This is a genomic window from Aristophania sp. ESL1100 (assembly GCF_058511235.1).
Genome location: NZ_CP196394.1, coordinates 46,716 through 59,606, shown reverse-complemented (window position 1 = coordinate 59,606; position 12,891 = coordinate 46,716). Strand labels below are relative to the sequence as shown.

9 protein-coding genes and 1 riboswitch are annotated in these 12,891 nt (G+C 50.8%); of the genes, 3 read left to right on the top strand and 6 right to left on the bottom strand.

Translation table 11 applies throughout. The annotated features are described in order from the left end of the window. Nucleotide 1 precedes the first annotated feature (1 nt). On the bottom strand, nt 2–1,612 hold the full coding sequence (locus ACSYSY_RS00235) for a heparinase II/III family protein (protein WP_491707344.1): 1,611 nt from the start codon (nt 1,610–1,612) through the stop codon (nt 2–4). A gap of 6 nt (nt 1,613–1,618) precedes the next feature. After that, nucleotides 1,619–2,320, bottom strand: coding sequence for a ribulose-phosphate 3-epimerase (gene rpe, locus ACSYSY_RS00230; protein ID WP_491707343.1), 702 nt, complete (start codon nt 2,318–2,320; stop codon nt 1,619–1,621). Nucleotides 2,321–2,395: 75 nt separating this feature from the next. After that, a riboswitch (TPP riboswitch) is annotated at nt 2,396–2,504 on the top strand. A gap of 74 nt (nt 2,505–2,578) precedes the next feature. On the opposite strand from rpe, the gene ACSYSY_RS00225 reads away from it, so the two are divergent. The 3 genes from ACSYSY_RS00225 to pnuC are packed head-to-tail and all read left to right on the top strand — an operon-like array spanning nt 2,579 to nt 6,667. Continuing rightward, nucleotides 2,579–4,915: a TonB-dependent receptor gene (locus ACSYSY_RS00225; protein WP_491707342.1), complete on the top strand. Its 2,337-nt coding sequence runs from the start codon at nt 2,579–2,581 to the stop codon at nt 4,913–4,915. A gap of 3 nt (nt 4,916–4,918) precedes the next feature. Then, nucleotides 4,919–6,058 (top strand): phosphotransferase enzyme family protein, encoded by a 1,140-nt coding sequence (locus ACSYSY_RS00220; protein ID WP_491707341.1) that lies wholly within the window; start codon nt 4,919–4,921, stop codon nt 6,056–6,058. 21 nt (nt 6,059–6,079) lie between these two features. After that, a complete protein-coding gene (gene pnuC / locus ACSYSY_RS00215; protein ID WP_491707340.1) occupies nt 6,080–6,667 on the top strand; it encodes a nicotinamide riboside transporter PnuC in 588 nt (195 codons plus the stop codon). On the opposite strand, the gene ACSYSY_RS00210 is transcribed toward pnuC, so the two are convergent. The 4 genes from ACSYSY_RS00210 to ACSYSY_RS00195 are packed head-to-tail and all read right to left on the bottom strand — an operon-like array spanning nt 6,664 to nt 12,844. Then, nucleotides 6,664–7,029, bottom strand: a complete 366-nt coding sequence (locus tag ACSYSY_RS00210; protein ID WP_491707339.1) for a hypothetical protein — start codon at nt 7,027–7,029, stop codon at nt 6,664–6,666. The genes pnuC and ACSYSY_RS00210 overlap by 4 nt on opposite strands. Nucleotides 7,030–7,050: 21 nt before the next feature. After that, nucleotides 7,051–8,547, bottom strand: a complete 1,497-nt coding sequence (locus ACSYSY_RS00205; protein WP_491707338.1) for an efflux transporter outer membrane subunit — start codon at nt 8,545–8,547, stop codon at nt 7,051–7,053. Further along, entirely contained in the window at nt 8,537–11,713 is a 3,177-nt protein-coding gene (locus tag ACSYSY_RS00200; RefSeq protein WP_491707337.1) for an efflux RND transporter permease subunit, read from the bottom strand. The genes ACSYSY_RS00205 and ACSYSY_RS00200 overlap by 11 nt, the downstream gene beginning before the upstream one ends. A 6-nt stretch (nt 11,714–11,719) precedes the next feature. Next, nucleotides 11,720–12,844 (bottom strand): efflux RND transporter periplasmic adaptor subunit, encoded by a 1,125-nt coding sequence (locus ACSYSY_RS00195; RefSeq protein WP_491707336.1) that lies wholly within the window; start codon nt 12,842–12,844, stop codon nt 11,720–11,722. Nucleotides 12,845–12,891: the final 47 nt, after the last annotated feature.

Below are 12,891 nucleotides of genomic sequence, written 5' to 3'. Positions count from 1 at the left end.
TTCAATCCGGCACCCGTTCCAGAACCCAGATGATTTTCTGCCGATTCCGGGTTTTACCCTCTTCGTTTTTAACAGTGTCTCCCGGCTGCGTTGTCAGGACGATCTGCCTGGTTTTTTCTGATTTTCCCCGCCCCAGATAAAGATCATCCTCAACTCTGAGGCTGCCACCAGACTGACGGAAACGCCAGAGTGCGCCTTCTGTATGAAGAATGATCTCGTCATCTTCCTGCTCGACACGGACCGTAGGGTGGACATGAAAACGCAGGGTGCAGGAAAGGTCACGTTCCCCTTCAATCGTTTCCTGACCTCGCAGATCTTCTCCCTCATTGCCAAGATAAAGACTCCGTGACCACATGGCCCCAAGGGGCGCATGATAGCCATCGTGCGAAAGGTCGATCCAATGTTCCTCTGGCGTGCTTTTAAGATTATGGCTGACATGGGAAGGATGACGGGTAATATGACCGTCATCTCCGAACTCAATGCAGGATTCATCCTCCGCGGTCAGAGCGTTATGAGCAGCGCTCACTCTCAAGGCCTCTTTCCAGTTCCCTCCCCTTGCAGCGCCACAATTTACAAAAAGCCGCTGGGACCCGTAAGAGAACTCAAAGGATAAGGTGCCTGCATGTGTCCGGCCATCAAACCCCAAACCCGGTGGTTTGGCGGCATCAATCAATAAAAGAGACCGCCCCAGCGCAATCCTTGCAAACCCGCCTTGCGGCAGAATAGAGGGAAGAGCCCGATGCCGCCCCATATTTTCAAAAAGGGACTGAATCTCATCACGGGGGTGTTCAAGCGTCCCGTTAAACAAGGCCAACCGGCCATCCCCATGGCGGAAAAACTCAAGAACCGGGCCTGTTTTTTCCAGCGCCTGTGAAATCAGGAATGGGACAGAAACAGTCATGGCATTATACATTTCTGCAAAATTCTGGAGCTCTTCCACAGTTTGCAGCTGTGCCTCCGGGCTGCGTTCAGCCACGGTTCCATCTGCCAGAATCAGGCGTTCCAGCTCAGGTTTGAGATAACGCTGGAACCTCAGTAGAAAACCATGCTGCTCCGGCAGAACCATAAAAGCCGCCAGAAGCCCCCGCAAAGCGGCCAATCCCTCCCATCCATGAGGAGGAAGGGGGAGAAGGGCTGCGAGAATACGCCCTTCCCTGAGCATAACATCAAGAACGAGTTTCTGCGTGGCCTGCGTGGCCGTTTCAAGACAGAACTCATAATGTCCCAGCCAGTTTGCCAGGCGCTGCCCCATGATATAGCCGTCCTGAGCCAATGCATCTTCTGGAGGACGCTCACACCAGGCCTGAATAAAATTCCGGCCACATAACCGCGCCTCATTCGTGCCCAGAGCGCGAAGATCACGCAACCAGCCAAAGCTGTAAAGCCATCTCCTGAGCGCTACCGGCCAGACATTCTGCCATCCTTTATGCGAAGAAAACTCATAACTTTTCTGATCGAAAGAAACGCGCCCTCCCACAAGGCACACACCCTGCTCTTCGTCACCATTTCTGATATCCCTGAAGAGAAAGGTCGGGCTTGAGGATGCTTTATGGTGAATCGGCAAAGAAGCAAAAGCGAGTTTCAGTCGGCGCCAGAAGGTGTGATTATTCATTAGCTTCTATGAGTGACGGGATAGATTTACCAGACGTTCAATAGCCGCTTTACGGTCCGTCTTCCCAAAAATAGATGACCCTGCCACAAGTAATGTCGCTCCGGCTTCCACGACGCGAGGAGCCGTCTCCTCATCAATACCCCCATCGACCCCCAGTACAATGGAACGGCCACTTTGCCTGATCATCTCTGCCAAAGTGCGGATTTTGGGAAGCTGCCCTTCCAGAAAACTCTGCCCCCCAAACCCCGGATTGACGCTCATGACAAGGATAATATCCACAATATCCATTACCTGCGAAAGCGCTTCAGGCGGCGTGGCAGGACAGATCGCAACGCCTGCCTTGCATCCAAGGGCACGAATTGTCTGTAACGTCCTGTAAAGATGCGGATTTCCTTCGCAATGCACCGTAATATGATCTGCCCCGGCTTTTGCCACTTCCTCAAGGTAAGGATCAGCAGGCGTGATCATCAGATGGGCGTCAAATTTTGCCTTACTGAAAGGACGCAATGCCTTGATCACAGGCATTCCAAATGAAATATTGGGGACGAAATGCCCATCCATCACGTCAAGATGCAGCCACGGAGCGCTTGCAACATCTTCAAGCTCATGACGCAAATTGGAAAAATCCGCTGATAACAAACTAGGGGCAATAATCGGCATGCGAACCCGGCCTTTTTCTGCATTACAAGGTGACGAGGGTCCTTTCATCCTATTGTAACTTCATAACAGTTTACAAGATAAAAGCCTTCATGGACTCTGAATTATGGTTTCATTATAAGGCAGACATGTTCCGAGGGGTGTCTCTTGATCATAAAGAGGCTGAGATGGCACGGCCGGACCCTTTGAACCTGATCCGGCCCATACCGGCGAAGGGACGGGAAACATTGCCGGAAAGAACCCGCCGGCCCCTGAACTAACGTCACATACCGGATCTTTTCCATCGTTTGTTCGGGGAGAAGATTCCTTTTGCGCGCATCTTTTTATGTATATTTATGCAGTGTCACGACACTTTATTCCCTGGGTTCTTTCTCTGCACTGGCACAGGACACTACTGAAAAAAATATTTCCTCATCCAAAATAGAAGTCCTGACGGTCAAACGTTCCAGAGACATGCTGCTACGCGGCGGCGGGCTTATGACCCCTCAACACGGGACACAGGCACGCAGCGTTGTAGGGCGCCCTTTGATGGACGTTATGGCGCCGACTTCAACAGCCTTTCAGATCATCAGCACAATGCCCGGGGCCAATATAGCCCTGTCCGACCCCTTTGGTATGTCTCCCCAGACCACTATGAGCCTGCGTGGCCTCAATTCGGATGCCATGGGAGCGGTCCTTGAGGGCATGCCCATGAATGACCTCGCTTATTATGTGCTTTCACCCGGACAGTTTGCCGATTCAGAAAATTATAGCGAAGTTGCGCTTCAACAAGGATCAGCCGATCTGGACAGCCCCGTTATCAATGCCGCAGGGGGGCTTCTATCCATGCATTACCGGGATCCTTCCCTGAAACCGGGGGGAATGGCCTCGTTTTCATATGGGTCCTATAATATGAGGCGCGGTTTCATCCGTATGGAGACGGGCGAACTGGGACATACCGGCCTGCGCGGTTTTATTTCCTACTCCAATAGCCATACCGAAAACTGGCGAGGTGCGGGCGATGATTCACGCCATCACATAGATTTCAAATTCCTCAAGGAATGGGGAGACGGAAACCGGGTTGCCCTGCTGGGCTCATGGAACCATGCTCTCAACAGCTATTACCCTGAAGTGACGCTTACCAGCTGGCAGCAGAACGGTATTCACGGCGAAAATAATCTCGCCGCCCATTATGATAAGAACCACCCTCTTTCTAACGAAAATTACTGGAAATTCTGGCGTGACCCCATGGATACTTTCTATGTCGGCGCGCCTGTCCATGTCCGATTTGATGAGCGATTTTCCCTTGATGTGACGCCCTACGCACAACGTGCCTATGGCAGTGCTCCTTCGGGCATGGTGCTCAACGCGACTGGTAATGCCATGGGCAATGAAGCCCTCAGCCCGATTTCTCTGCCCGGCGGCGCAGACGCTGCCATGGCCCGGGCGGATTATACGCAGAAGAGTTACCGCTCCGGTTTTACCGCGGCCCTCCATGCCAAAGCGGGATGGAATAATTTTGTCATAGGCTATTGGTATGATTATTCAGACGATCATGAGCGCCAGACCTTTAATCTCGCAGATGAAAATGGGTATGCAGACTCTATCTGGGGGCAGACTCACCACCTCCATCTGGCTGACGGGCGGCTTCTGAAAGGGGCCGATTTCCATACAATGGCTCAGGTCAATGCCATTTTCATCGGGGACCATATTTCACTTTTCCATGACTCTCTGGCCATGGATATCGGCTTTAAGGAAGTGATGCTCACGCGCACAGGCAGTAATAACCTGCCAGGGCCGCAATACAGAATCGGCCATAACAGCGCGCAGCCGCTTCCGCGCTTCGGGCTCAGGTGGAATTTTACAAAAAAGGACCAGCTTTTTTTCAACGCAACGACGAATTTCCGTGCTCCCGCCGTTACCGCCTATTATGACAGCTATGAGATCAACTCCACCAGCGCCGTGGGAAAAGGATCCCCTGGTCTCAAGGATGAATATTCCATCGCGGAGGAAATTGGATACCGCCATAATGGTGATCTTATTACGGGAAGCATCACATTCTTTAACTATAATTTCACCAATCGCCAGATCATGACCATTCTCAGGCAAAACGGGTCTGAAGTCTCATCAACCATCAATGCGGGCGGCCAGACATCACGCGGGGTTGATCTTGAGGTCGGGACAAGGCCCTGGCACCATTTCAGCCCTTATCTGTCTTTTGAATATCTTAATGCCACAATTGATAACAATATCGCCGTCAGCGGAGACACGCTCCATACCGCCGGGAAAACGGCTGTTCGCAGTCCACATGTGCAGGGGGCTCTTGGCCTGCGTTATGACGATGGCCATTTGTTTGGACTTTTCACCGCCCGCTATACAGGCAGCCAATATTCGACATTCATGAATGATGAGAAAATGCCCTCTCACATCACGGCTGACTTAAATCTTGGTTATCGTTTCTCTGACTATGCCCGCCTGAAGGCCCCGACTCTGATGCTGAACTTCCTGAACATTACCAACCAGCATTACCTCTCGGGCATTTCGTCTCCCCAGCTCAACGCTCACTCAACAGTGGCCCAGCATGGGACTCTCATCGCCGGGAGTGCGCCACAATATTATATTGGCAGTGGATTTGCGGTTCTCTTCTCAGCCAGAACGGGATTTTGAACAATGTCAGATAAATCTTCCATAAGTGCCTTGGGCCTTGATGACAGGACACATACCAGAAACTGGGATTTACTGACTGAAAACACCATCCGCGATGTTCTAAGTCATTACGTAACAATCCATAACCCTATTGAGATTCTCTGGCACAGCCCGCGTGGATTTTCTTCTGCCGCTCTTGTCTCCATACCCGGGGGAGAGAAAATTTTTATCAAGAGGCACGATTCCCGACTCCGCCCCTCGGCCATATTGCAGGAAGAGCACAACTTTATCACGCACCTGAACCAGAAAGATTTTCCCGTCCTTATGCCTCTGATCAATAAGGCCGGTCAGAGCATCACGGTCACAGAAGCTGGTGTTTTTGAGCTTTACCCCCCCATGCCAGGGCAGGATCTCTATAGACAAACCCTGTCATGGGAACCCTACCATTCCCAACAGCACGCTTTTACAGCCGGGCAGCTCCTGGCACGCCTTCATAAGGCAAGCGCAGATTTCCCGGCGCCCCCGCGCCAGACGAGATTTCTGTCCTCTCCCCTTTTCCCTCTTCTTTCCTCGTCCCCGAAAGAAAGTCTGGAACACTGGATTTCAGAGCAACCCGGCCTGGAAACTGCTTTAAAAAGCTGGAACTGGAAAGAGGAACTCTTCCCGCGCCTGGAAATGTTTCACACCCCCCTGCGCCCTTATCTTGAAACAATTTCCCTTCAGTGGGGGCATGGGGACTGGCATGGTTCAAACCTTGTCTGGCGTGACAATAAAGCGGCCGCTGCCTTTGATTTCGGGCTCAGTGATAAAACCTGCCCGAGTTTCGATATTGCGATCGCCCTGGAGCGTAGTTTTATACTCTGGATGGATTGCCAGAATCATAATGCTGTTACTTTTGCCTTAATGCTGCCTTTTTTATGTGGATATCATAAAGAAAGTTCTATTCAGGAAACAGAAAGGAAGTTAATTTCCCTCTTTCTACCTTTGGCACATGTTACATTTGCGCTTTCCGAAATTGCTTATTACAGCATTCTGGCACAGGACAGAGTAACGGCCGAAATTGCATACAGGAAATATCTTATCGGTCATTTGGATTGGTTCTCTGGTCCTTATGGTCGCTTTTGTCTTTCGAGATTAAACACTATGCTCAAAACCCTTTCTTAAATATAAGAAAGCATCATCAACATGTTTGAATATTTTGGTGTCATTCTTAGTATCGTCGGCGTATTGCTGGCCACACAAAGGTCTCTTTGGGCAGGACCTTTTTATATTGTGGCCTGCATTCTCTATGGATTTATCTATTACCAGGAGAAACTATACGCGGACTCCATTCTTCAGGTCGTCTTCATGGTTATTGCCTTTTACGGGTGGGTCACCTGGATTGTGCAATATCTCTCTCAGAGAGCCCACCCCCGGGCACCTGCCTTACTCGTCGTGCATTCCCTCCCGCAAAACGCTCCCTATATTGCGATTGGCGTAACAATCGTCGGCACGCTTTTATGGGGTGGATTCCTTCAATGTCAAACGGAAGATCCATTCCCATTTCTGGATGCAGGGTTAAGTATTGCCAGTCTGGTAGGGTCTTACTGGACGGCAAAACGTTACAGAGCCTGCTGGCTGCTCTGGATCGTGATTGATACAATCTATTGCGGGATTTATTTCGACCGTGGGCTCTACCCTACCATGGGTCTTTATAGCAGCTTTGTCCTTCTTTCATTCTACGGCTACTGGTCCTGGAATGAGAAGGAAGAAGAGATGGAATCAGCTTCCTAGGGATCTTCCGACAATTTCTGAATCCGCACTAATTTGCCGGACGCATCATGATAAAAAATCACGTCCCCTTTTCGTTCGGCATAGCCATCGGGCATACCGCCTTTTTTAACGAAAAGAAGACGTAATTTGTCAGGCTGTTCCTTTACTGTGTCCCCTTTCGGCACGTAATGAAACATACTGAAATCTGTGTATTTATGGACAAGAGTCGAAGAGCGATAAAGCTGGTCGAGCGATGGTTTCTTTTTAATATCACCAAAAGTCGGCGCAGGGTCATCTGCCAGACAGACAACCGGGGCCATTGCGAAAGAAGAGAAGAGAAACAGATTTGTGACCGTTTTATACATCATTGATCTATTCAGCATAACTCTTCCTTCGCTCTATTATTATCCCTTATGACTCTCTTTAACCTGCTTTCCGGGATGAGCTGAGACCTTGCTGGCGGGCTGGGGTGTTTTACGACTCCATCCACCTCCCAGAGCACGATAGAGTGTCACCATATTCTGAAAACGGGCCGCTTGCACGACTATTTTTGACTGCCGGTCTGTATAGAGCTGACGCTCCTGCACCAGTGTTGTCAGATAATCATCAATCCCGGCTTTAAAACGCATATAGGCCAGATCATAGGCTTTCTGGGATTGCTGAACCAGATTAACCATATGCTGATCCTGCGTTTTGTAGGTTTCTCGCGCCGTTAATGCGTCTGATACTTCCTTGAACGCCGTCTGCACTGTTTTCTGATATTGGGTCACAGATTCAGCAGCCCGTGCCTTGGCGGAACGCAGATTGCCCGAATTCTGCCCCCAGGTCAGAAGGGGAATAGTGATATTAGGTGATACGCCCCATGTCTGAGCCATATTACTGAACAGCTTTCTGAATTGCAGGGAGCTTGTCCCTTCATTGGCTGTCAGAGTCACTTTCGGGAAAAAGGCAGCCCTGGCCGCGCCAATCATGGCGTTTGCACCTTTCAGGGTATGCTCAGCGGCCTGAATATCAGGGCGTTGTTCAAGAAGGTCAGAGGGCAGGCCTGCCGGCAGATCTGCAATCATGGTCTGCTGCCCCATAGGAGCCGGCGCCGGCAGGTTCGCCGGGAGGGGCGCCCCTACAATCAGTTGCAGATTATGCTCATCATCAGCCACAGCGCGAGTCTGCTGGGCAATGTCTGATTGTGCCTGTTCCAATTGCGAGGAGACCTGCGCCAACGTCAGCGCATCTGTCTGGCCATGATCATAATTAAGCTGCGTCAGCTCCATTGTGGCTTTGCGGGTTTTATAGGTCCGCTGAGCCAGATCCAGAAGCTGCTTGTCAGCAAGCCATTGAATATAGGTTTCTGCCAACTGCGAAATCGTCGTAATCCATAAATTACGCAAATTCTCAGCAGCATTAAGGGTCGCCTCTTTCTGGTTACGAGACAAATTGCGGATACGCCCCCACAGATCAATCTCGTAAGAAGAGAATCCGATCGAGGTCTGATAAAATTTCAGCGTGCTGATTTGCTCACCCGATCCTGGAGAGAAGGAGAAACCAGCCATGCTGGACGGGCCCTGATACATCCCGTTCCAACCCGCAGAAATCTGTGGGAAAAGCGCTGCATTCTGCACCTGATACTGGCCTCGTGCCTCAACCACGGCCGCTAACTGACCGGAAAGATCACGGTTATTGGCCAAAGTCAGTTCAATCAGCTTTTTCAGGCGCGGATCCGTAAAGAAATCCTCCCACCCCAGATCAGAAACTTTATAGGCACTTTTCTGGGATTTCACCCCTGTATCAGAAGGATATTGGGGCGAAATTTTTCCCTCAGGGCGGTGATAGGTCGGAGCCAGGTTGCAGGACGACAGTAATAACAACGCCCCCAACCCGAAAGATGACGTTTTACGAAGCATCTGCGGACTCTCCCTCTTCACGGGCTTTTTTAATGTTTTCTTCTTCAATAGCCCGCTTTTCCGACAGACGTTTCACACGGAAAAGACGGAGAATAACCACAAAGAACAGAGGCACGAAGTAAATCGCCAGCAATGTCGCTGTGAACATACCGCCGACCACGCATGTGCCAATCGCCACACGCGCTGCTGACCCCGCACCTGTTGCAATCGCCAGAGGAAACACCCCACAGACAAACGCAATAGAGGTCATCAAGATCGGCCGCAAACGCTCACGACCGGCTTTGAGAACCGCCTCTTCCAGAGTGTCACCTTCTTCATAGAAAGCTTTGGCAAACTCAACAATCAGGATCGCATTTTTCACAGAAAGACCAACTGTGGTCAGCAATCCGACCTGGAAATAGACGTCATTGCTCAGGCCACGACCCAACGTTGCAAAGATTGCTCCCAACACGCCCAGCGGCAACACAAGCAGAACCGAAATCGGAATCGCCCAGCTTTCATAAAGAGCGGCAAGGCAGAAGAGAATAACAATAACCGCCAGAGCGTACAATGGACCTGTGGCATTACCAGATGCCTGTTCCTCGTAAGAAAGACCGGTCCACTCATAGCCAACCCCTTTGGGAAGTTTGGCGATCAGCTTTTCGATCTCCTGCATGGCACGACCGGAACTCACACCTGCTGCCGGCTGTCCCTGAATTTCAAAAGCCTGGTTACCGTTATAGTTCTCCACTTTCTGAGGACCAACTTCCCAGTGACCATCAACAATCGTGTTAAAGGGCACAAGCAGGTTCTGATTATTACGCAGATACCACCGGCCAAAATCCTGCGGATGCATACGCGAGAACGGCTCTCCCTGGATATAGACCTGCTTCACACGCCCTGAACGGGTGAACTGATTGACGTAAATTGAACCAAAAGCACCCTGAATCGTTGTATTGATATCTTCGTTACTGATCCCCTGTGAGTTTGCTTTTTCACGGTCGAGATCAAGCACATATTGCGGCGCATCTTCCATCCCCATAGGACGGACCGCTGAAAGGAGCGGGTTTTTCGCCGCAGCTGCCAGAAGTTGCTGACGCGCCGCCATCAGACCTGCATGCCCGATATGACCACGATCTTCCAGATCAAAGTCAAAACCCGTTGCATTACCAAGTTCCAGCACGGCAGGAGGATTCAGAGCATAGATCAAGGCGACCGGGTCACCCATAAAATGCTTCATGATCTGTCTGGAAATATACATCGTCGTATGCGTATAGCCTGGTCGTTCATCCCACGGCTTCATACGGACGAAGAACGCACCTGCACTCTGCCCCTGACCAGCAAAGCTGAATCCATTCACAGAAAAGACGGACTCAACATCTTTGCCAAAAGTCTTGAAGATATAATCAGAGATTTTCTTGTTTACCGCTTCTGTCTGGGCATTGGTGGCACCCGGACGCATGGTGATCTGCCCGAAAATCAGTCCCTGATCTTCATCGGGCAGGAAGCCATGCGGCACGCGTGTGAAAAAGAATGCTGCAACACCGGTCATGACCAGAAAGACAATCATGCTGATTCTGCGGTGTTTAATGACATGTCCAACGCCATTAACGTAACGGTTGGTAAAACGCTCAAACCATTTATTGAACCAGCGGGCCGGACCAAACTTCACTTCATGATGGACCGGTTTCAGCATGGAACCGCAAAGAGCGGGCGTCATAATCATCGCCACAATCACGGAAAGCCACATAGCCGCAACAATTGTGATAGAAAACTGGCGGTAAATAACACCAGTCGACCCACCAAAAGCTGCCATCGGCAGGAACACGGCTGTCAGAACCAGCACGATACCGACCAGAGCACCTGAAATCTCATCCATGGAAACGCGTGATGCTTCTTTAGGAGAGAGCTTCTGCTCACTCATCACACGCTCAACGTTTTCAACCACAACAATGGCGTCATCGACCAGAAGGCCGACGGCCAGCACCATGGCCAACATGGTTAGAGTGTTAATGGAGAAACCCAGAGCTGCCAGAATACCGAAGGTTCCCAAAAGAACCACAGGCACGGCGATGGTCGGGATCAGGGTTGCCCTGAAATTCTGAAGGAAGACCAGCATCACGACAAAGACGAGGCCAATCGCTTCAATAAGAGTTTCAACAACCTCACTGATAGAATGGGTGATGAAAGGTTCTGTATCCAACGGATAAACCAGCTTCAATCCTGGTGGGAAGAAGGGAGCCATTTCCGTCAATTTTGCCCGAATGGCCGATTCCGTCGTCAGCTGGTTTTCACCCGGAGCCAGCTTGATCGCCATAGCAGAGGCAGGGTGCCCATTATAAAAGGCCGTGTTGGAGTAATTCTGTGCCCCGAGTTCCGTGCGTGCCACATCCTTCAGGCGGACCTGGCTTCCGTCCTTCTGGACCTTCAGAATAATCTCTTTAAACTGCTCAGGATCCGTTAAACGCGTTGGCCCGATGACCGTTGCATCAAAACCGATATTCTTTTTAGCCGGCAGTCCACCAAGCTCACCTGATGACACCTGAATATTCTGGTTCTCAATTGCCTGTTTTACGTCAGGAACCGTCAAGCCGTAATTATAGAGCTTATCAGGGTCCAGCCAGATACGCATGGCATATTCAGCACCAAAGATCTGGTGATCACCCACGCCGGAAACACGTGAAAGCGGGTCAGAAATATTGGACGCAATAAAGTCGGCAATATCATAGTTATTCATGCTTCCATCGGTAGAAATGAACGCAATAACAACCATGAAGTTCTTGACCGCTTTGGTCACGCTGATGCCCTGTGCCGTCACTTCCTGTGGCAGGCGGGGCTCAGCAAGCTGCAGCTTGTTCTGAACCTGCACCTGGGCAATATCCGGGTTTGTTCCCTGTGCAAACGTCAGGTCAATTTCCATATGGCCACTGCCATAAGACGACGCTGACAGATATTCCAGATGGTCGATACCGGTCATTTGCTGAAGGATTGGCTGCACGACCGTGTTATTGACCGTATCCGCTGACGCTCCGGGGTAATCAACCGTAATGGCAATCAAAGGTGGGGCAATACTGGGATATTGGGCGATAGGCAGTTTGAGAATACTCACCCCGCCTACCAGCATAATAATCAGTCCGATCACCCAGGCAAAAATCGGGCGATCAATAAAGAAACGAGACAGACCCATCCTAGATTACTCCGCCTCTGATTCTTTGAAATCAACCATATGAGGCGCCACTTTTTTCCCTGAAGAAATCTTCTGCAACCCGCTTATAACGATACGGTCCCCCACTTTGAGGCCAGATTTTACAAGCCAGGAAGCACCAATTGCCCGGTCAAGCTCGATCACTTTCTGGCTTGGTTTGTCATCTTTATCAAGGATCATGACATAAGGCTGTGCCTTTGTATTACGCTGGACAGAAACCTGCGGCACCAGAAGCGCTGAAGAATCGATCCCTTCCTTGATATGGGCATGCACAAACATTCCGGGAAGGAGGAAATGATCGGGATTTGGCATCACAGCACGCATAACCAGCGTTCCCGTTTCCGGGTCAACCGTCACTTCCGAAAGCTGCAACCGGCCGGCTTTTTCGTAAGAGGAGCCATCAGAGAGTTCCACTGTAACGGCCGCATCTTTTTCACCGACACGCTGGATCTGCCCTTTATCGAGCTCACGGCGGAGGCGGAGCATATCTTCCGCTGCGACATTCACATCCACATAAATCGGGTCAAGCCGTGTCACAATGGCAATAGGCTGGGCCTGATTGGCTGTAACGAGTGTGCCCTCTGTATAAAGTGTACGCCCAATACGGCCATCAATCGGTGAAAGGACATGGGTGTAGCTGACATCAACAGCCGCTTTATCAAGCGCTGCCTTGGCCTGCACCACCTGGGCCTCGGCTTCCCGTGCGGCTGCCAGGGTGTTATCATAATCCTGTTGGCTGACCGCACGCGGGCCAACCAGATAGCGGTATCGTTTTAACTGGGACTCAGCACGGGCGGCCGTTGCCTTGGCCTGCATCAGCACACCCTTGGCCTGATCATAAGCGGCCTGATAGGGAGGCAGATAAATCTGATAAAGCTGCTGCCCTGCCTTGATATCGGTCCCCTGTTCAAAATTGCGTGAAACGATCACTCCATTGACCTGCGGGCGAATCTCGGACTGCTCATAAGCATCAGTCCGCCCCGGAAGTGACGTCTCCAACGTAATTTTCTGCGGTTGGATGGTGATAACATCCACCGTTTGCGGGGGGATTACGGGAGCTGCCTTTTTTTGACATCCTGAAAGCAAGGCTGCCCCGGCGAGCAACACGAACACCTTATGATTCAGTATCTGATTTACTCTTGAAACTGATTTATGTGACA

What these genes read in the sequence shown, in the direction of transcription:
- ACSYSY_RS00205 (WP_491707338.1), bottom strand. Translation starts at nt 8,547, where the DNA reads ATGCTTCGTAAAACGTCATCTTTCGGGTTGGGGGCGTTGTTATTACTG.
- rpe (WP_491707343.1), bottom strand. Translation starts at nt 2,320, where the DNA reads ATGAAAGGACCCTCGTCACCTTGTAATGCAGAAAAAGGCCGGGTTCGC.
- ACSYSY_RS00210 (WP_491707339.1), bottom strand. Translation starts at nt 7,029, where the DNA reads ATGCTGAATAGATCAATGATGTATAAAACGGTCACAAATCTGTTTCTC.
- ACSYSY_RS00235 (WP_491707344.1), bottom strand. Translation starts at nt 1,612, where the DNA reads ATGAATAATCACACCTTCTGGCGCCGACTGAAACTCGCTTTTGCTTCT.
- pnuC (WP_491707340.1), top strand. Translation starts at nt 6,080, where the DNA reads ATGTTTGAATATTTTGGTGTCATTCTTAGTATCGTCGGCGTATTGCTG.
- ACSYSY_RS00220 (WP_491707341.1), top strand. Translation starts at nt 4,919, where the DNA reads ATGTCAGATAAATCTTCCATAAGTGCCTTGGGCCTTGATGACAGGACA.
- ACSYSY_RS00200 (WP_491707337.1), bottom strand. Translation starts at nt 11,713, where the DNA reads ATGGGTCTGTCTCGTTTCTTTATTGATCGCCCGATTTTTGCCTGGGTG.